The sequence below is a fragment of the Paenibacillus sp. GM2 genome, assembly GCF_900069005.2.
In the GTDB taxonomy this organism is placed as follows: domain Bacteria; phylum Bacillota; class Bacilli; order Paenibacillales; family Paenibacillaceae; genus Fontibacillus.
On the sequence record NZ_LN831279.1, the window covers coordinates 1,079,069 to 1,097,356 of the forward strand.

The window sequence follows — 18,288 nt, forward strand, 5'->3', positions numbered from 1 at the left end:
GATGGATCATTCAAACAAGCTTTTTGGAAAATTTCTTATGCTGTGGTCAGGACAATTTATTTCTGCCATCGGCAACGGACTCACTTCGTTCGGGCTGGGAATATATGTGTTTCAGCTGACGGGAAAGGCCTCTGCAATGGGGCTGGTCACCTTGCTGGCGTTCATGCCCTCGCTGCTTCTAAGCGCCTTTGCCGGTGTGCTCGCCGATCGTTATGACCGCAGACTGCTGATGGTGTTAGGCGATAGTCTCTCTGCGATAGGCCTAGTGTTCATCTTGATATGCATGCTTCGTGGAGAAGTGTTGCTCTGGCAGATTTGCGTGGGGGTAACGATAAGCTCGGTATTCTCCTCGCTGCTTGATCCGGCTTATAAGGCTACAGTTACAGATTTGCTAACGAAGGAGCAGTACACGAAGGCAAGCGGCCTTGTCCAGATCGCGAGCACGTCCAAATTTTTGATCTCACCGATCATTGCCGGATACTTGCTTGTGATCTCGGACATTAAGCTGCTGCTGATCATCGATATTTGCACTTTTTTTGTTACGGTCACGACAACGCTTGTAGTTCGCAGCGGTCTTGCTGCCAAGACCTATGAGCAGGCGAATTCGTTCATTCGGGACTTTAAGGATGGTTGGAGCGCTATATCCGGGAATAGAGGGGTGCTTGTCCTAATCTTCATGACCACATTGCTGACCTTTTTGCTGGGAATCATTGAGACGCTTTCCATTCCGATGCTGTTGGCATTTTCGAACAGCTCTGTAATCGGAACGGTCGAGACTATCGTGGCTTCAGGCATGCTCGTAACGAGTGTGGTCATCGGGTTTCTTCCAATTAAGAAGGATTATGTGAAAATATTATCGTTCTCCATGTTCCTGGTAGGCATATTTATGGCTATGTTCGGATTGCGTGAAAACCTTATGCTGATATGTGTTGCGGGATTTCTCTTTTTTGCCATGATTCCATTTGCTAATGTAAGTATGGATTATCTGATCCGTACTAATATTGATAATTCCGCGCAAGGAAGGGCATGGGCGCTGATCGGTGTGATTACTCAGTTCGGTTATGTGGCCGCATATGCGCTTGCCGGACTGATGGCGGATTATCTATTCACTCCGTTATTAGTGGAAGGGGGAGCGCTTGCTGGCAGTGTTGGAAGGATTATAGGCACGGGCAGCGGCAGAGGAACAGGCTTCCTCATCATTGTGGCCGGAGTCGTGTTAAGTGTCGTTTCGATAGTTCTATATAACATGAAATCCGTAAGAAAGCTGGAACATAAGGGGGACTTATGTATTTAAGAATAGTCCGCAATGACATGTCGAAGAGCAGGCTGGTTACACTGACGACCACGATATTTATTGCCGCGGCGGCGATGCTCGTCTCACTGGCGGCAATTCTCATCGTCAATCTGACGGGGGCGCTGGATGCCATGATGACCCAGGCCAGAACTCCGCATTTTATGCAGATGCACTCCGGGGAGATCGATTCTGCCCGTTTGGAGTTATTTGCGAACCGGAATGAACATGTTGATCAATTTCAAGTGCTGGAATTTTTGAATATGGACGGCTCGCAATTTCGCTTCGGTGATCACTCGCTAACGGACAGTATTCAGGATAATGGCCTCAGCGTACAGAGCGAGAAGTTCGATTATCTGCTCGACCTTAACGGCAAAGTCATTAACGTATCCGACGGAGAGATTTATGTTCCCGTCACCTATATGAAGGAACAGACCATTAAGATGGGCGATAAGGCTGTTATAGGTGGCAAGGAATTTCAGGTTGCCGGTTTTCTGCGGGACTCCCAGATGAATTCCATGCTGGCCTCTTCCAAAAGATATTTAATCAGCAGGTCTGATTTTGAACAGCTAAAGGACCTGGGCAGTATCGAGTATTTGATTGAGTTCAGATTGAAGGATTTGGCGAAGCTGGGGGAATTCGAGACGGCATATGCCTCCGCAGGCTTGGAAGCGAATGGACCGGCGATTACATATCCGCTTTTTAAAATGATTAACGCCCTCTCCGACGGAATGATGATTGGTGTCATTCTTCTGGTGAGCATACTTGTCGTTGCTATAGCTTTAATGTGTATCCGCTTCACCTTGCTTGCCAAAATGGAGGACGACTACCGGGAAATCGGCGTGATGAAGGCGATAGGACTGCGTGTCTCGGACATTAAGAAAATCTATCTGGCAAAATATGCGGTCCTAGCGGCGGCAGGCAGTATAATCGGCTATGCTTTGTCCTTGATCTTCAAAGGCGTGCTGCTTGAGAACATCCGGCTATATATGGGGGAAAGTGAGAACTCTTCTGTTGCTGCCGCCTTAGGGATTTTTGGTGTATTACTCGTCTTCCTGGCAATTATCGGTTATGTTAATGGCGTACTCAGACGCTTCCGGAAGATCTCGGCAGCAGAAGCAATCCGCCAGGGGACTCCCCAGGACAAGGCGCCCGGTTCCAAGCATTTTCATTTAAGTGGGAACAAGCTGCTGAACACGAATATTTTTCTCGGGATCAAGGATGTTCTCGCCCGAAAAAAACTGTATACCACGATGCTTGTCGTACTGATCATATCCGTGTTCATCATGGTAGTTCCACAGAACTTGTACAACACAATTTCCTCCAAAAGCTTCATTCAATATATGGGGATTGGAAACTACGATATGCGCATCGACATTCAGCAGACGGATCATATGCCTGAGAGAGCCGCTGAAATGATAGGCGCGCTGCGCAATGACCGCGCTATCGCCAAGTATGCTGTGTTAGCCACAAAAACCTTCAAAGTAAAAAGGGAAGGCGGATCGGAGGAAAATATAAAAGTTGAGCTTGGGGATCATACGATCTTCCCCATTCAATATGCTCAGGGCAAAGCGCCTGCGGCTGATGATGAAATTGCTCTATCCGTTTTGAATGCGGATGAATTGGACAAGAAGCTGGGCGACCCGATCACGCTGGTGATAGAGGGACGGGAGAGGAGCCTTACGATCAGCGGAATCTACTCCGATATTACTAACGGCGGCAAAACCGCTAAAGCTGGCTTTGCGGATCAATCGGCCGGGGTCATGTGGTACGTTATCTGCGCAGAGTTATCGAACCCCTCGTTGATCGAAGAGACAACCTTACAATATGCAGACAGGTATAGCTATGCCAAGGTCTCAGATATTGATGCATTTGTTGCTCAAACCTTCGGGTCGACGATTGGCTCCGTCAAGAAGGCTTCCCATGCTTCAATTCTTGTTGCTCTGATTATTGTGGTATTGGTGGCTTTGCTATTTATGAAAATGCTTGTGGCAAAAGACAGATACACCATTGCTGTCATGAAAGTGTTCGGATATACAACTACGGATATCAGGACACAGTATCTTGCGCGTTCCGGATTCGTTCTGATCGTTGGAATTGTGCTTGGCACGCTGCTGGCCAATACCCTTGGAGGGGGGCTTGCGGGTGTGGCGATCTCTTCCTTTGGAGTGGCGAAATTTCAGTTTGCGATTTATCCGCTGTCTGCGTATCTGCTTAGCCCGCTGCTGTTGATCGGCTCGGTACTCATCGCCACAATGATCGGTACAGCGGGTGCGAGACGAATACAAATTTCCGAGAGTATAAAGGAGTAGGCAGATGAAGAAGATCATAGTTGGCGAATGTATCGTAAAATCCTTTGGTGAGGGCGAGGAGAAACGCAATGTTCTTGATGGTGTGTCCGTGGAAATTGCGGAGGGCGAGTTCGCTTCGGTTATGGGCCCCTCGGGTTCGGGAAAATCAACGTTGCTGTTCGCCCTAAGCGGAACGGACGGGATTGATAGCGGCAAGGTTATTTTCGATAACAAGGATTTAGCAGCGGCCTCCGAGAATGAACTCTCGGATTTGCGCAGGACAACGATGGGGTTTGTGTTCCAGCAGCCAACGATGCTGAAAAATCTGAATATGCTCGATAACATTATTCTTCCAGCGATGCGCGGTCATCGAAAAAGTACGGTAGAAATTGCGGAGCAGGCGCGTGCGCTTATGAAAAGGGTAGGTATCGCCGAGCTGGAAAAGCGCGACATCACACAGGTCTCGGGTGGCCAGCTCCAGCGTGCAGGGATCTGCCGCGCCCTGATCAATAGTCCGAGGATCATCTTTGGCGACGAACCCACGGGGGCGCTGAACTCAAAATCCGCACAGGAGATTATGGATCTTCTGGCCGAGATCAACGCGGAGGGAACTGCCGTAATGCTGGTTACTCATGATGTTATGGTTGCGGCGCGTACCGAACGCGTTATGTTTATGCGCGATGGCAAAATCGTCAGTGAGCTGAGGCTCCCCAAGTTGGACGGGACAGATATGGCGGATAGAGTCGAGAAGGTTACCGCGAAAATGCGGGAGATCGGGATATGATTTATGTTCGGTGAACTCATGACTCCTAAGAGGATGCAGGCGGCCGGATGAAATATTCCCCCAATCTCTGTTGCTCGTGGATTTCTCTGCTAACCTAATTCAAGAAGGAGAGAAGTCCCCCCACAAAGGCGACGCTCCGCTTCTCCAGAATTATGTCTCCCTCTTCCGCAATCTTCATTTTAGTTCAACTAATATAGTAGTAGAGTAAGCAATAAAAGGCTGACCTAAGTCTGTTGACTTTAAGGCAGCCTTTTATTGGATTAGAACAACTCGATCATTTCCCTTCGATCATTCCTGGATGAAGCATAGATGGCATCGAGAATGCCCATGGAGTAGGACGCATCCTGCAAGGTGGAGTAGCTTGCAGGAGGGCCGGCCAAACTCTGATAGAACTGATCGATCAGCCGGGCGTGACCGCTGCCCCAATATGCTTTGCCGACCATAGATTTGCTGCTATGCAGGTCATCCGCCAGTAACTGTTCCTCTCCGTGGCTCTTAAGGATGAGCTTATTATCGATATAGCGCAGTACACCATGCTCAAGATGTATCTCTAAGAAGAAGGGACTGTCTTCGGAATAGCCATTTGTGGCGTAAAACCATCCGCGTTTGCCATCCCTATAATAGAAGGTGGCTTCCGCCGTATCTTCCACTTCAATCACTTCCTGCAGCGCTCTGGTATCGATATGGCCTTTTACGGCCATGACTTCACCGCCGAGATAATATAGCAGGTCGAGCATATGCACCGCCTGATTAATCAACAGGCCGCCGCCTTCAGTGGCCCATTTGCCGCGCCAGTCGGCGGAACCGTAATATTCCGCTGTGCGCCTCCAGGTCAGAAAGCCTTTAATTCCTAACAGTTCGCCATAGGTTCTTTCATCGATCAGGCTCTTAGCCGCTTCAATACAAGGATTTAAGCGATTCTGCAAAATGGCGCAGCAGCTCACCCCAGCGGTGCGGACCGCATCGTTTACGACGCGAGCCTCCGGGACATTCATCGCGACCGGCTTCTCCAGCACGATCTGCTTGCCGTGCGAGGCAGCTTGCACGGCCATTTCGGCGTGCAAGTGATGAGGGGTGCAGATGTGGACACTATGCACGGCTTCATCGGCCAACACCTGAGCGTAGCTGGTAAAAACCCGGCAGCCGTAACGCTGGGCCAGCGCTTCAGCGCGCTCAGAAAGGATATCGCATATCCCATATAGATGAGCTGCGTCTGAATTTTTCACCGCTTCGGCATGGACCGGGCCAATAGCACCGCAGCCGATAATAACCGCATTGATCTGGCTCATTTATTCATACCCCAGCTTTCTCAGATGATCATAACTGATCTTCAAGCTGTCAAAGGCATCGGTTGGACCGTCATCACGCTCGATCAGATACCATTTCACTTCCGCTTCCTCACAAGCCTGCAGGATCTCCGGCCAGTCCAGATTGCCTTCCATGACTTCCGCCATAATCTGCTGGGAATCAATAATCGCCAAATCTTTCAGGTGGATGGCTTCGATTCGATTCTTCAGCTTGCGGATCCAATGGCTTGGATTGCCGCCGCCGACCTGTACCCAGTACGTATCAAGCGTGAACAGGAAGTGATCCGGATTCGTCTGCTCGATAAGAATATCCAGACCAAGCTGCCCATCATACTTCTGAAATTCAAAATGATGGTTGTGGTAACTGAATTTCAATCCGTTCTGCGCCAATTCATCGGCGATGGCCGAGAATTTCTTGGCGAAGGCATAATATCCATCCTTGCGCTGGTATTCCTTCGGCAGACCGCCCAATCCGGCCAAGCCACAGCCAAGCTTGTGGTGATCGCGGATCACGCCGTCAAGATCATCGATGAAGCGTTCATACGGAGTATGGGTGATGACAATCTGCAGCCCATGGCTGGCGGCGATCGCTGCTATCTCGTCGACAGACAGATGCCACATGGCCGATACCTGAACCGTCCGGTACCCCATCGCTTTGATCCTGCTCAAGGATCGGTCGAGCTCCTCGGGAGTAGCGGCGAAATTCCGGATCGTATACAGCTGTGCGCCTAATATTTTGGACATGGATCTGGCCTCCTCTTAATGTGAACCTTTAACATCGCTAACCTTCTGACTGACATTCTTCTGTATAGTAGAGTGATTAATCCGCTCTTGCAGCAATTCATAGAAATGATCGTGATCAAAGCTGTCTAGCAGGGCCCAGCTATCCGTCCAAGTGGAGTAATGAATGGCATTCGAGATCAACAGGCCGTAGATGCCTTCCTCGCCGGGAGCAAGCAGCTTTTCTCCATGCAAAATAGCGTTAGTAAAGTTCTTTAAAATTCCAATATGCTGCTCTCCTCCGTCTCCGGAAACCGGAATTTCCACATGCCAGCATTCGGGTGCCTGGAACGGTTCAGTATTGACGCGGTTATGCTCCCGCTCCGAGATCCGGTTGCGGTCGAAGCTGATCCGGTTATTCTCCACGACAATCCGGCCCATATCCCCGGAAACCTCCAGCCTGTTTGTTCCCGGGGCTTCGCCAGTAGAGGTGATGTATACTCCGCTTGCTCCGTTGGGGTATTCCAGATAGGCGGTAACATCATCCTCGACCTCGATATCGTAATATTTGCCGAAGCTGCAGAAGGAGCGAATGCGGCTTGGCATTCCCAGCATCCACTGCAACAGGTCTAGATTATGCGGGTTCTGGTTAATAAGCGTGCCGCCACCTTCCCCCTTCCAGGTGGAACGCCAGGAGCCCGAATCATGATATGCCTGCGGCCGATACCAGTTGGTAATGATCCAGACGACGCGCTTGAGCGATCCGAGTTCACCGCTTTGGATCAGCTCTCTGACTTTCTGATAGACAGGATTCGTGCGCTGATTGTACATGATGCCGAATACTTTGCCTGCTTCATCCGCGGCGGTATTCATCTCCAATACTTGCTTGGTGTACACGCCAGCCGGCTTCTCGACGAGCACATGCAGCCCGTTAGCAAACGCGAGGGCAGCGAGGGCGGGATGATTGTAGTGAGGAACCGCGATCAGCACCGCATCGATCAGACCGCTTTGATACATATCTGAAGCCTGCTCATACACGGCCACGCCCGGCAAATACTCATTGGCCCAAGCCCGCCGCTCCTGGCTTATGTCGCAGACCGCAGTCAGCACCATCCCCGGTACTTTATGATCCGCATGGATATGCAGGCTATGGGCCGTACCCATATTGCCGATCCCGATAATCCCTAAGCGAACGTTTTCCATTGGGTTATAACCTCCCTATTAGATACAGTAAATACAGGTTCAAAAGGATCGCTTTCCAGCAGTACTAGATACGATCTAATATTTGCAGCAGGGAAGAATGCGCCAGCCTGAAGCTATGCAATCCGCCAGTCTCAAGCGTATCCGGCAATGAGGCATGCTCCAGTTCATGCAACCCAGTGAAGCTGCCCAGATGAGGCTCCAGAGACAGGAAGCCGTTATATCCGTTCGCCTTTAAGTCCTGCAGTACTTCTTCAATTCGTCCAGCTCCCATGCCGGCGGGCACATTTCGTCCATCTTCGGCCAAGGCATCCTTAATATGCACATATTTGATATAGGGCTTCAGCATCTCATAGGCTGCCGGATAGGCTTCGCTGTTGCATTGCACGAAGTTGGCCGGGTCAAAGGCACAGGCAAAATGAGGAGAGCCAAACGTCTCCAGTAGATCAAGACAACGCTCCGGAATATCGCCGTAGATTTCTTTTTCGTTCTCGTGCAAGATCGTTAGTCCGCTGCCTTTGGCGGCATCCACAATGGCGCCCATACGCTCCATCACCTCATTCCGGTATACGGCTGCATCGCTGCCTTGCGGAATGTAAAAGCTGAATATGCGAACGAAGGGACTATTTAAAGTATGGGCGGTTTCAAAAATACGCTTGGCCATATCCAAATGGATGGCAAAGTCGTCTTGAAGCGTTATTTTGCCAATGGGAGAGCCGATAGAAGATACTTTGATCCCGTACTCATCAAGCCTGTTCTGAACCTCGCGGATCTCCGGCGGGGTCAGTGTGGAAATGTTCTTGCCATTTACGCCTCGTATCTCTATAAATCGAAGGTTAAGACTGCTAAGTCCTTTCAACTGGGTCATAAAGTTTTCGTCGATCTCATCTGCAAAACCTGTAAGAGTAAATTCGGATGCTGGCATGGGCAGATCACCTCTTTTTATATTGTTATCCCCTTGAATGTAGCATTAATATTGTCATAGTTCTTCGCTCAAATTGTTTGAAACTATGCCAATCTTGCTGTATGTTGAAATAGAGGTGAATGCTAGGGTGGAACATAGAACGGTAAATTTTCATTACAGGGCGGAGGATGATTCTTTTTGGTATCACCATGTCCGGGACGAGCAACCGAATCCGCTGCATTATAAGCCGCATTATGAGAAGGGCTATGAGATTTTCATGTTTATCAGCGGTTCGGGCAGCTTCACCATCGAAGGCAGTAAATATGAGCTGGAGCCTTATTCGCTCTTGATGATAAATTCCAATGAGCTTCATGTCGTCAACATTTCCGAGGATCAGCCATATGAGCGGGCGGTCCTTACACTGGATGGCAACTTTATGGCTCCGTTTATGTCCAGCGGGGTCGATCTGTTTCGGACGATTAAATACCGCAGGTTGGGTCAAGATAACCAGCTAAGCGCCAAAACGGTGAAGGAGAGCGGATTGCTCGAACTGTTCAATAAGCTTCAACGGGCGTTAGAGCAGGGGAGTGCCGAACATGAGGTTGTCGCCAAATGCATCATTGTGCAAATCGCCTCCCTGATTAATGATCTGGCCCGGAATGATCCGCCAAGCAGCAAACGCGGAGAGCCCAAGGTCGCGGCGGTACTCGAATATATCAACAAACATCTTGAAGAATCGCTTTCGCTGGACCATCTTGCTGAACAATTTTATATAACAAAATATTATTTATGCCATATTTTCAAAGAAACGACCGGTTATACGATTAATCAATATATTACTTATAAAAGGATTCTGAAAGCCGATGAACTGATGAGGCAGGGTTTCACCGCTACCCAGGCCTGCTTCGCTGCCGGCTTTACCAGCTATTCCAGCTTCTACAAATCGTACCGCAAGCTAACGGGCAGAACGCCGAGGAACGGGAAATAGGGGAAGTTCATAATAAGATTGTTCTAAGGCAATAAATTGATTTAGAATGGATGAATAATCAAAGTGAAGTTATAGTCGTGAGGTGAATGTTGATGATTAAATATCCATCTTTAACTTTGGGAGCTACGATTGGCGTGACAGCTCCTTCGTCAGGCGTTCCTGTAGAATTGCATGAATTACTCAGACAGGCCAGCAGCCGAATGGAAGCGAAGGGATATGCTGTAGTTTTTGGCGATACGGCCTGGACGCAGGATAAGGCGAAGTCGGCTCCGGCCCGGGTACGTGCTGATGAGCTTAACAAGATGATAGGCGATGCGCAAATCGATTTGATCATTCCACCCTGGGGTGGAGAGTTGTTAATCGAGATACTGGAGCTTATAAATTTCGAGCAGATTCAGAATAAATGGATTCTGGGCTATTCAGACATCAGCGTTCTGCTGCTGGCAGTGACTTTGACAACAGGAGTCGCTACTGCGCATGGAACGAATCTGGTTGATTTTCGCGGAGAGTACTCCGATGAGACAACAGCGATGTGGGAGACCGTCCTGAGGACGAAGCCGGGAGAAGAGGTGCTGCAGCATTCTTCACCGTATTATCAGAAGGAATGGAAGCATGATGCCCCTTCACCTTGTGTCTATCATTTGACGGAACCGACCTGCTGGAAGACGGTCTCCGGACAGAAGGTGAGGTTGGAAGGCAGACTGCTGGGCGGCTGTGTCGATGTGATCAGGCATCTGATCGGTACCCCGTTCGGGGACATCCGTCATTTCCAGGAATCTTACATCCATAATGAGCCAATACTCTGGTATTTGGAGAATTGCGAGCTGAATACGGCTGATCTGCGCAGATCATTGGTTCATATGAAGTTAGCGGGCTGGTTCGATCACTGTACCGGAATTATGTTTGGTCGCAGCGGTGCTAATCAGCCCATCGATCATTATACGGCCGAAAATTTATATCAGGAGCTTGCTGCTGAATTAGAGCTGCCGATTATTTATGATATGGACTTTGGCCATGTTCCGCCGCAGGTCACGCTGATTAACGGAGCCTATGCGGAAGTGGAGACGGAGAACGGGAAGGGAACCATCAAGCAAATTTTCAAGGCGTAGAAAGATAAATAGAAAGGATTCTATCTGAAGTGATTCAAGGATAGCAATGGTATCTATTAAAAAAAGCGGTGCAAGGCAGCCGTCGGGCCGTCTTTACACCGCTTTTCTACTATAAAGAAGTGTGTGTTCAAAAAGACCGGTTTTCAGCGTCGAAGTATATAACTACGAGAGCGCTTTTTCAAAACATTTCGCTGGATGATCTGGTTTTCTGATCCCAAGCGATTTATTGAATAACCACTACAATTATTGCCTGCCAAACTCGTTATAGCTCACAAACTCTCCCACTGGCTTGCGGTAGCCGCGCGGACGCTGGCTGGAAGGATCGGCCTTGCCGATCGTAATCATCATCGTAGGAATATAATTGTCGGGAATGTTCAGCAGCTCTTGCACCGCATCCGGATCAAAGCCGATCATCGGGCAAGTATCCCAGCCTCTATCTTTGGCCACGTACATGAACAACTGTGCCGACAGACTGGAATTGCGAATCGCCTCATCGCGCATAAATTGCTTTCCGCCGCCTTCATAGAAGCCAGTGACAGAGTCAATCTCCATGTCATACTCCTGTTTGCTAAGGACTCCCAGATTCAAAAAGCCTTCATTGATCCGGGCGACATCCTTATAAGCGTCCAAATTGCCCAGAACGAGAACCACCGCAGAAGCGGTAAGCACCTTGTATTGTTTATTGGCTGCAACGTACAGCTTCTCAATCATGTCACGGTCATTGACAACCACGTAATGCGCATGCTGTAGATTGAACGCAGATGGAGCCAATTTGACCAGCTTGAATATTTCTTCCAACTCTTCGACCGGGAGTTGAACCCCTTTAATAAACTTATTCGCCGAACGACGATTTTCAATAATTGAGACAAAGTCACCCATGAGTAGCACTCCTTATGTAAATAATAATGAACAAATGGATCATTTCTTTAATTCATAATATTATTATATGTTATTTGCTTACTTTTTGAAAGTGAAATTTCTATGAATAAGTATGATTATTTCTAATTTTGTTTTTGGCCCACGCGGGAAACATGATAAGATGAAAATAATGCTTCAGACAGGATTATTTTGGAATAGGGGATTGCAGAATGGAAATCGTATATAAACTGCTGGATTTGCAAGCCGGGCAAGAGGTTCCGTATGAGCTGCTGCTGCTCGCTGATCCTTCCAAGTCGCTGGTAGAGGAATACATAGCAAGGGGAAAATGCTATCTCGCTTATATCAATGATGAGCTGGTAGGTGAATTTGTGCTGATTCCAACACACCCGGGAACCCTGGAAATTGTGAATATTGCTGTTGCAGAGCAGCAGCAGGGACGTGGAATCGGTAAGAGGCTGGTACTTCAGGCCATCGAGGAAGCCCGGCGCTTAAAAGCGCGTTCTGTGGAAATAGGCACAGGTAATTCCAGTCTGCTTCAACTGAGGTTATATCAAAGATGCGGTTTTCGGATGACGGGGGTGGACCGCGATTTCTTCGTTAGACATTATGAGGAAGAGATCATAGAGGATGGGCTTCCCTGTCGTGATATGATCCGGCTTCGCCTGGATTTGTAGTGAACTTAAGGAGGGGACGCTATGAATCAGTTGATTGAATGCCCTTGGTGCCATCACGAGATTCAGATCGTCCGCGGACGTTGTCCTGAATGCCATAACCCAGGGGAAGAAAGCCGGGATGCTGGGATCGGTGCTGGATCTGCTATTCGGCAGGTAATGGTTGTGCAAGCCTGCGAACCGGAGTTTGAAAAGATGAAATAAAGCATAAAACGACCCAAAGGTCCTGCGATGGAGATGATCCATGCGGGACTTTTTGACTTGTTCGCAGCTGGCTGATCATTTCTCATTCCATGGGAATATGCTGGTTCCGATTCATACCGAGAAATCTCGACTCATATGTTGATACAAATTTCGGTATGGGGGTTCCGTTGCTAATGATGACTATAAGCTTATGTATGATCGTAAAAGATGAGGAAGACACCCTGGAAGCATGTTTATCGCCGCTCTGCCCCATCGTTGATGAGATTGTCATCGTGGATACAGGGTCAACGGATTGCACGAAGGAGGTTGCTGCCAGGTTCGGGGCTTGCATTTATGATTTCGAGTGGATCGATGACTTTGCCGCAGCGCGCAATTATGCCTTTGAACAGGCGACGAAGGAATATATGATGTGGCTGGATGCGGACGATGTCCTGGGGCCCGAGGACTGTGTGAAATTGCTAGAGCTGAAGGAAAGGACGGAATTTGCATATGACAGTGTGACGATGTCCTACCAATTGACTTTTGATGAAGCGGGGAAGGCGGTTTATTCCTTAAGGCGAAACCGTCTGGTCCGCCGAGCTTGCGGATTCAAATGGATCGGGGCTGTTCATGAGTATTTAGCGGTGTCGGGAAATATTTATCACAGCGATATTGCTGTCAAGCATAACAAGCGGAAGGAATATTCTGATCGTAATTTACGCATTTATATAAACCGGCGAGCGAAAGGGGAGCTGTTTACACCGCGGGATCAATATTATTTTGCAAATGAGCTGTACGATCATCAACGTTATTATGAGGCTGCTGTGCAATATGAGAAATTTTTGCAGGATGGGCTGGGTTGGATAGAAGACAGGATTGCGGCCTGCCATAAGCTGGAGGAATGCTACAGACAGCTTGGGGAGACGGAGAAATCGCTGGAAGCGCTGCTTCGGACCTTGCTGATCGATGCTCCACGTGCAGAGCTATGCTGTAAATTAGGCGCTTATTTTGTAGAGCAAGAGCGGTTTGACACGGCGATCTACTGGTACCGACAGGCGCTTTTAATCGGTTTGCCGCAGAACCCCATGGCTGTACAGGAAACGTATACTTCAACGCTGCTCCCGCATATTCAACTATGCTATTGCTACGACCGTCTCGGGGATCGAGTTAACGCCAAAATACATCATGAGGCTGCCAGGATGTACAATCCTGATCATCCCAGCGTTGTTTATAATGAGCGGTATTTCCGCGAGCTGGCCCAGGGACAGTTGTTGAATATGAATGACCGGCAGTCGGTTCGACCAGCTGACGAACCGTCGGATTCATAAGTTAACTATACGATTTCTAAGGACAGCACATTCCTAAATGATATACGGTTGAAGATGTGTTATTTCCTATCACAAAAATTGTTCCCCATCGGGAGCATTTTTCACATATAATAGGGCCAGAGCAATGAACGTAACGATAATATTACTAGTGTGGGAGGAATTATTCGTGAAACTTCATTTTGAAGGGGATATGGCTGACCTATTGCCAGGGATTGAAGCATTATCTCAGGAGCTTTCATTTACTTTGTCTGATGATGGAGGAAAAGTTCAAGTGGGGCCTTCGACAGCCGAAGATGTGCTTGAGGTTGGACTGGAGGAAGGGAATGCTTACATCCGCTACGGTCAGAAGCATCAGTTCTACCGCGGACTTGGCTTGCTGATTCAGCAGGGGCAAACGGGAAGACCCTTTCATATTAAGGAGAATCAACAATTTGGCACGATCGGTCCCATGTTTGATCTGTCGCGCAATGGTGTGCTTACGCTGGACAGCTTCAAATTTCTACTCCGCAAGATGGCGCTAATGGGCCTGAACACCGTGATGCTGTATATGGAGGATACTTACGAAATCTCCGGAGAGCCGTACTTCGGTTATATGCGCGGCCGCTATAGCGCAGCCGAGCTGAAGGAAATCGATGACTATGCGGATCAGTTCGGGATCGAGGCTTTCCCAAGCATTCAGACCTTAGCTCACTTGGAAGAGTTCCTGAAGTGGGAATCGGTAGCTGCCTACAAAGATACCAAGGGAGCTCTACTGGTGGGGGATGAGAAGGTAGACCGATTAGTAGAAAATATGCTGGAAAGCGTAAGCGCCCCTTTTAGAAGCAAACGAATCCACATTGGCATGGATGAAGCCGAAGAGCTTGGACGCGGTAAATATTTGGATCGGAATGGTTATGAGTCGCGGTTCGATATCATGATCGGTCATTTGGAGAAGATCTTGAAGGTAACCTCCCGACTAGGTCTGGAGCCGATGATGTGGAGTGATATGTTCCTGAAGCTGGCTTCCGAGGATGGCCGGGATTATTACAACTCCGAAGCGGGAATTCCGGAAGAAATGGCTAAGCGTATTCCGAAAAATGTGGAAATGGTGTATTGGGATTACTATCACACCGAGATGGAGGATTACGAGAAGCAGATTGCCAAGCATCGTCCGCTTGGATGCAATCTGGCATTTGCGGGGGCCGTCTGGGTGTTTAACACATTTGGCGTCAATTATGGCTTGTCCTTGCGCGCTACAGATTCTGCGCTGAAGGTATGCAAGCGGGAAGGCATTCGTGACATCTACGCCACGATGTGGGGGGATGACGGGAATGAGAGCAACCCGGTTGCTGCTTTGCTGGGTCTTCAGCTATATGCCGAGCATGCATATACAGAAGGCAGCCTGGCGTGGGAACAAGTGACGGAAAGGGTGAAATTCTGCACGGGGATCGAGGCGGAGGCCTTCCTCAAGTTCAAGGATTTGGACGAGGTTCCGGGCTCCGAGCCCAATAATGCGAGGCAGAGCAATCCATCGAAATTCCTGTTGTATCAGGACGTATTGCTGGGCTTGTTTGATAAACAGATCGAAGGACTGGAGCTTAACGAGCATTATGCGGCCCTGGAGCAGGCATTGCGTGAGATCCGTGACCCTAAGGCAGAGCTTGACTATATCTTTGAGGTGCCGGAGAAATTATCCGGCGTACTGAAACAGAAGAGCGAGATCGGCATTCAGCTCAAGCAGGCGTATGATTCAGGAAATACCGAGGTATTGCGGCATATCGCAGCCGAGGTGCTTCCGGCAATCTCCGCTTCCGTTCAGGAACTGCGCCGTGCTCATCGTAGACAGTGGATGCGCATCTTCAAGCCGTTTGGCTGGGAAGTAATCGATATTCGCTACGGTGGTGTGATCAGCCGACTCGATACCGCTTCCGAAAGGCTGCTTGACTATGTTGAAGGTCGTCTGGAGCGAATTGAGGAGCTGGAGCAAGAGCGTCTCATTTACAGCTTCAATAACCGTTTCAATCATATGGGCGTCGGCTGGTGCAGCTATTATTACCGGATGGCTTCTCCGAACGTATTTTTCCATGTATTGAATCCACTATAAACTACTTATTGCGGCTCCGCCTCGACCTTGAGGATGGGGCCGTTTCTATTTCCCCATGAACAGAGGGAATGAAGGGGAAATGGGGTTGTCTTTTTTAATAAATCCAACTATGATTATGGTTATATTTCCCATCAAAGAATACATATACTAGCTCGTTAATAACTATGAATACGAAAATACAATAGTAGATTAAAGGGGCTGACGCCGGATGAGCGAGGTCGTTAGAGGTTATTGTTATTATGATGAGTATGCTCTGCAGGAAGGGTTCGATGGGTGGGTCCGTGGTTCCCACAAAGTTTGGCAACAATATCGCATTGCGACAAAATATTATGTGATTGTGGCGGTAAAACGGTATGGCGATTAATTTAACGATTGTGTTCGTGCTGACGATGATTATCCATACGTCTGAGACGTTGTCCTACTCGATTCGCTATGCCGGGGTGAAATTGAATAAAATCGCGGTCGCGCTCTCGCTGACGGGCATGATTGTGCTGGTATCGAGAACGGCGAACATGATTCAGGCTCCGCTTACGGCTAAATTTATCGATTATGCGAGGGTGGATGCTTCCTTTGATGTATTGTGGTGTCTGCGGATTATTCTGTTCGCGGCTTCTGTCGGTACACTGGTCGCCTTATTTTTGTTCCCGACTTTTGTGAACGTCTTTGAGCGGATTATTGCCAAGTTTGAGGTCGTAGGATCGCTGCCCCGTTTAATCGCCAGCGTCACGATCGGACAGATCAAAAACTCCCGGCATTATTTGCAAAAGCCACGGTTCAGTTTTCGCCATTTTCGAATTTTAGGCATCCCGAAACGCTTCATGCTGCTAAATACTATCGTCACGGGAATATATACGGTGGGAGTATTGTCATCGCTCTACGCGGCTTATCTCTCGCCGACATTTAGTACGACGGCCTCTCAAGCTTCAGGAATCATCAACGGGGTAGCGACGATCATTTTGACCATTTTTATTGATCCGCAGCTTGGTTTAATCACTGATCGGGCCATTCATGATGAAGGCTCCAAGCACCAGCTTGGCAAAATATATGTTATGCTGATGTTATCCAGGTTTCTGGGGACATTATTGGCACAGCTATTTATTGTTCCGGCGGCCTATCTCATAGCTTGGCTAGTTCAAGTGATTTAATAGAATCCAGGCAGATCGAGAGAGAGTGGGCGATTAGTAAATATATTCGGGCATGATCAGAGCTGTATATAATGCGCTGGAAATCTAGCATCAGGAGGGAAAACGATGAGCAAGCAAGCCTTTATATTCGACATGGATGGAGTCATTATTGATAGCGAGCCGCTTCATTTTGCCGTAGATATAGAGACGGTGGAGCATTTTGGACATCCTCTTAGCAAGGAACAATTTGAGAAGTATGTGGGCATGACCAACCCTGAAATGTGGGCGGATATTAAGCGGGAATACGGAATTGCCCAGACTGTGGAAGCGCTGATCGAGTATCAGCTGGCACAGAAGATTCAGGCGATTCAAAATATGGATGCGGAGCCGATGGATGGAATCAGGCCGTTTATTGCTGAACTCAAGCGTCGCGGAATTGCGATTGGACTTGCCTCTTCCTCACCAAGAGTGTTTATCGAGGCCGTTCTATCCCGGTTTGAGATGCTAAATGATTTTGGCAGTATCGTAAGCGGTGAAGAGGTTCCTCAGGGCAAGCCGGCCCCCGACGTCTACCTGGAAGCAGCCAGGCAATTGGGAGTCGAACCCGAACGCTGCGTTGTCCTTGAGGATGCGAGACATGGGGTTACAGCGGCCAAAGCGGCGGGGATGAAGTGTATCGGCTTTTTGAATCCGAACTCCGGAGCACAGGATTTGTCACAGGCGGATCTAATTATTGATCGCGTTGGAGCAATTCAATTGGATGATTTTTTTACATAGTTTAGCTAGGAATAGGGAGGAAGTCTATTATGCCGCATCTTATTGGGGATCGTATTGTGTTAAGAGAATATCGGAAGGAAGATCTGCCCAGCATTCGTAATTGGGTGAATGATCCGGATATTACGGATACACTGAGTACGGTCTTTACCTTTCCGCAGTCCGAATATGATAGCGAGTCTTTTTTGAATATGATGATGGAAGGCAAATCCAACAGTATGCGAGGGTTCGTGATTGCGGATAAAGCTGCGCTCGACTATATTGGCCAGATTGATCTGATCAGAATCGATTGGCAGAACCGTTCTGCCTCGCTTGGTATCGTGATTGGCCGCAAGGATTTGCTAGGGCAAGGAATTGGCCGTGAAGCTATTCATTTGCTCAAGCAATTTGTATTCCAGTCCCTCAATTTGAATCGGCTAGAGCTGGAAGTATACGATTATAATGAGAGAGCTTATCGCTGCTACCGCAGCTGCGGCTTTCAGGAAGAAGGCAGGCTGCGGAAGAAAATATTTAAAAATGGCAGCTATCACGATGTCATTATGATGAGCGTATTGGCTGATGAGAATTAAGTTAACGTAATAAGACGGCCTAACAAAATCGAGTTGCGGATAGAAAAAATTCCTGCCCTATGGCAGGGATTTTTCTTTTGCAG

Annotated in this window: 18 protein-coding genes; 13 read left to right on the forward strand and 5 right to left on the reverse strand. The window is 48.5% G+C overall.

What is annotated here, in order from left to right; genetic code table 11:
• Position 1: 1 nt before the first annotated feature.
• Genes BN1360_RS14685 through BN1360_RS14695 form a run of 3 tightly spaced genes read left to right on the forward strand, consistent with a single transcriptional unit; the run spans position 2 to position 4,366 of the window.
• Positions 2-1,294 carry an MFS transporter gene (locus BN1360_RS14685; protein ID WP_068780601.1) on the forward strand — a complete coding sequence of 431 codons (1,293 nt, stop codon included), beginning with the start codon at positions 2-4 and terminating at the stop codon, positions 1,292-1,294.
• On the forward strand, positions 1,285-3,603 hold the full coding sequence (locus BN1360_RS14690; RefSeq protein ID WP_068780602.1) for an ABC transporter permease: 2,319 nt from the start codon (positions 1,285-1,287) through the stop codon (positions 3,601-3,603). The genes BN1360_RS14685 and BN1360_RS14690 overlap by 10 nt, the downstream gene beginning before the upstream one ends.
• Before the next feature lie 4 nt (positions 3,604-3,607).
• A complete protein-coding gene (locus BN1360_RS14695; protein ID WP_068780603.1) occupies positions 3,608-4,366 on the forward strand; it encodes an ABC transporter ATP-binding protein in 759 nt (252 codons plus the stop codon).
• A gap of 260 nt (positions 4,367-4,626) precedes the next feature.
• Here the strand turns inward: BN1360_RS14695 and BN1360_RS14700 are convergent, their stop codons facing one another.
• The 4 genes from BN1360_RS14700 to BN1360_RS14715 all read right to left on the reverse strand — a co-directional run bounded on the left by BN1360_RS14700 (position 4,627) and on the right by BN1360_RS14715 (position 8,518).
• Positions 4,627-5,655: a Gfo/Idh/MocA family protein gene (locus tag BN1360_RS14700; RefSeq protein ID WP_068780604.1), complete on the reverse strand. Its 1,029-nt coding sequence runs from the start codon at positions 5,653-5,655 to the stop codon at positions 4,627-4,629.
• Positions 5,656-6,417 carry a sugar phosphate isomerase/epimerase family protein gene (locus BN1360_RS14705; protein WP_068780605.1) on the reverse strand — a complete coding sequence of 254 codons (762 nt, stop codon included), beginning with the start codon at positions 6,415-6,417 and terminating at the stop codon, positions 5,656-5,658.
• Between the two features lie 15 nt (positions 6,418-6,432).
• On the reverse strand, positions 6,433-7,596 hold the full coding sequence (locus BN1360_RS14710) for a Gfo/Idh/MocA family protein (protein WP_068780606.1): 1,164 nt from the start codon (positions 7,594-7,596) through the stop codon (positions 6,433-6,435).
• 64 nt (positions 7,597-7,660) lie between these two features.
• Positions 7,661-8,518, reverse strand: coding sequence for a sugar phosphate isomerase/epimerase family protein (locus BN1360_RS14715; protein WP_068780607.1), 858 nt, complete (start codon positions 8,516-8,518; stop codon positions 7,661-7,663).
• Positions 8,519-8,645: 127 nt separating this feature from the next.
• On the opposite strand from BN1360_RS14715, the gene BN1360_RS14720 reads away from it, so the two are divergent.
• Both BN1360_RS14720 and BN1360_RS14725 read left to right on the forward strand, forming a co-directional pair.
• Positions 8,646-9,485 carry an AraC family transcriptional regulator gene (locus tag BN1360_RS14720; protein WP_229521013.1) on the forward strand — a complete coding sequence of 280 codons (840 nt, stop codon included), beginning with the start codon at positions 8,646-8,648 and terminating at the stop codon, positions 9,483-9,485.
• Positions 9,486-9,577: 92 nt separating this feature from the next.
• Positions 9,578-10,594, forward strand: a complete 1,017-nt coding sequence (locus BN1360_RS14725; protein ID WP_068780609.1) for a S66 family peptidase — start codon at positions 9,578-9,580, stop codon at positions 10,592-10,594.
• A 243-nt stretch (positions 10,595-10,837) separates the two neighbouring features.
• On the opposite strand, the gene BN1360_RS14730 is transcribed toward BN1360_RS14725, so the two are convergent.
• The gene (locus tag BN1360_RS14730) at positions 10,838-11,473 is read right to left on the reverse strand and encodes a nitroreductase family protein (RefSeq protein ID WP_068780610.1); all 636 of its coding nucleotides are present in this window, start codon (positions 11,471-11,473) and stop codon (positions 10,838-10,840) included.
• Between the two features lie 209 nt (positions 11,474-11,682).
• Between BN1360_RS14730 and BN1360_RS14735 the strand changes: the two genes are divergently transcribed.
• The 8 genes from BN1360_RS14735 (at position 11,683) to BN1360_RS14770 (ending at position 18,205) form a co-directional block, all read left to right on the forward strand.
• The gene (locus tag BN1360_RS14735) at positions 11,683-12,147 is read left to right on the forward strand and encodes a GNAT family N-acetyltransferase (protein ID WP_068780611.1); all 465 of its coding nucleotides are present in this window, start codon (positions 11,683-11,685) and stop codon (positions 12,145-12,147) included.
• A 21-nt stretch (positions 12,148-12,168) separates the two neighbouring features.
• A complete protein-coding gene (locus BN1360_RS14740; protein WP_068780612.1) occupies positions 12,169-12,348 on the forward strand; it encodes a hypothetical protein in 180 nt (59 codons plus the stop codon).
• Positions 12,349-12,542: 194 nt separating this feature from the next.
• Positions 12,543-13,655, forward strand: coding sequence for a glycosyltransferase family 2 protein (locus BN1360_RS14745; RefSeq protein ID WP_324254270.1), 1,113 nt, complete (start codon positions 12,543-12,545; stop codon positions 13,653-13,655).
• A gap of 166 nt (positions 13,656-13,821) precedes the next feature.
• Entirely contained in the window at positions 13,822-15,738 is a 1,917-nt protein-coding gene (locus BN1360_RS14750; RefSeq protein ID WP_068780614.1) for a beta-N-acetylhexosaminidase, read from the forward strand.
• A gap of 208 nt (positions 15,739-15,946) precedes the next feature.
• A complete protein-coding gene (locus BN1360_RS14755; protein ID WP_157259351.1) occupies positions 15,947-16,102 on the forward strand; it encodes a hypothetical protein in 156 nt (51 codons plus the stop codon).
• The gene (locus BN1360_RS14760) at positions 16,092-16,883 is read left to right on the forward strand and encodes a lipid II flippase Amj family protein (protein ID WP_068780615.1); all 792 of its coding nucleotides are present in this window, start codon (positions 16,092-16,094) and stop codon (positions 16,881-16,883) included. Before BN1360_RS14755 ends, BN1360_RS14760 begins: the two co-directional genes overlap by 11 nt.
• Positions 16,884-16,988: 105 nt before the next feature.
• Positions 16,989-17,639, forward strand: coding sequence for an HAD family hydrolase (locus tag BN1360_RS14765; protein WP_068780616.1), 651 nt, complete (start codon positions 16,989-16,991; stop codon positions 17,637-17,639).
• 29 nt (positions 17,640-17,668) lie between these two features.
• Positions 17,669-18,205 carry a GNAT family N-acetyltransferase gene (locus BN1360_RS14770; protein WP_068780617.1) on the forward strand — a complete coding sequence of 179 codons (537 nt, stop codon included), beginning with the start codon at positions 17,669-17,671 and terminating at the stop codon, positions 18,203-18,205.
• The last annotated feature ends 83 nt before the right edge of the window (positions 18,206-18,288 follow it).

Coding starts and splice junctions, on each gene's coding strand:
- BN1360_RS14760 (WP_068780615.1), top strand. CDS start 16,092: ATGGCGATTAATTTAACGATTGTGTTCGTGCTGACGATGATTATCCAT.
- BN1360_RS14730 (WP_068780610.1), bottom strand. CDS start 11,473: ATGGGTGACTTTGTCTCAATTATTGAAAATCGTCGTTCGGCGAATAAG.
- BN1360_RS14725 (WP_068780609.1), top strand. CDS start 9,578: ATGATTAAATATCCATCTTTAACTTTGGGAGCTACGATTGGCGTGACA.
- BN1360_RS14685 (WP_068780601.1), top strand. CDS start 2: ATGGATCATTCAAACAAGCTTTTTGGAAAATTTCTTATGCTGTGGTCA.
- BN1360_RS14695 (WP_068780603.1), top strand. CDS start 3,608: ATGAAGAAGATCATAGTTGGCGAATGTATCGTAAAATCCTTTGGTGAG.
- BN1360_RS14745 (WP_324254270.1), top strand. CDS start 12,543: ATGATCGTAAAAGATGAGGAAGACACCCTGGAAGCATGTTTATCGCCG.
- BN1360_RS14735 (WP_068780611.1), top strand. CDS start 11,683: ATGGAAATCGTATATAAACTGCTGGATTTGCAAGCCGGGCAAGAGGTT.
- BN1360_RS14715 (WP_068780607.1), bottom strand. CDS start 8,518: ATGCCAGCATCCGAATTTACTCTTACAGGTTTTGCAGATGAGATCGAC.
- BN1360_RS14740 (WP_068780612.1), top strand. CDS start 12,169: ATGAATCAGTTGATTGAATGCCCTTGGTGCCATCACGAGATTCAGATC.
- BN1360_RS14705 (WP_068780605.1), bottom strand. CDS start 6,417: ATGTCCAAAATATTAGGCGCACAGCTGTATACGATCCGGAATTTCGCC.
- BN1360_RS14710 (WP_068780606.1), bottom strand. CDS start 7,596: ATGGAAAACGTTCGCTTAGGGATTATCGGGATCGGCAATATGGGTACG.
- BN1360_RS14770 (WP_068780617.1), top strand. CDS start 17,669: ATGCCGCATCTTATTGGGGATCGTATTGTGTTAAGAGAATATCGGAAG.
- BN1360_RS14755 (WP_157259351.1), top strand. CDS start 15,947: ATGAGCGAGGTCGTTAGAGGTTATTGTTATTATGATGAGTATGCTCTG.
- BN1360_RS14765 (WP_068780616.1), top strand. CDS start 16,989: ATGAGCAAGCAAGCCTTTATATTCGACATGGATGGAGTCATTATTGAT.
- BN1360_RS14690 (WP_068780602.1), top strand. CDS start 1,285: ATGTATTTAAGAATAGTCCGCAATGACATGTCGAAGAGCAGGCTGGTT.
- BN1360_RS14700 (WP_068780604.1), bottom strand. CDS start 5,655: ATGAGCCAGATCAATGCGGTTATTATCGGCTGCGGTGCTATTGGCCCG.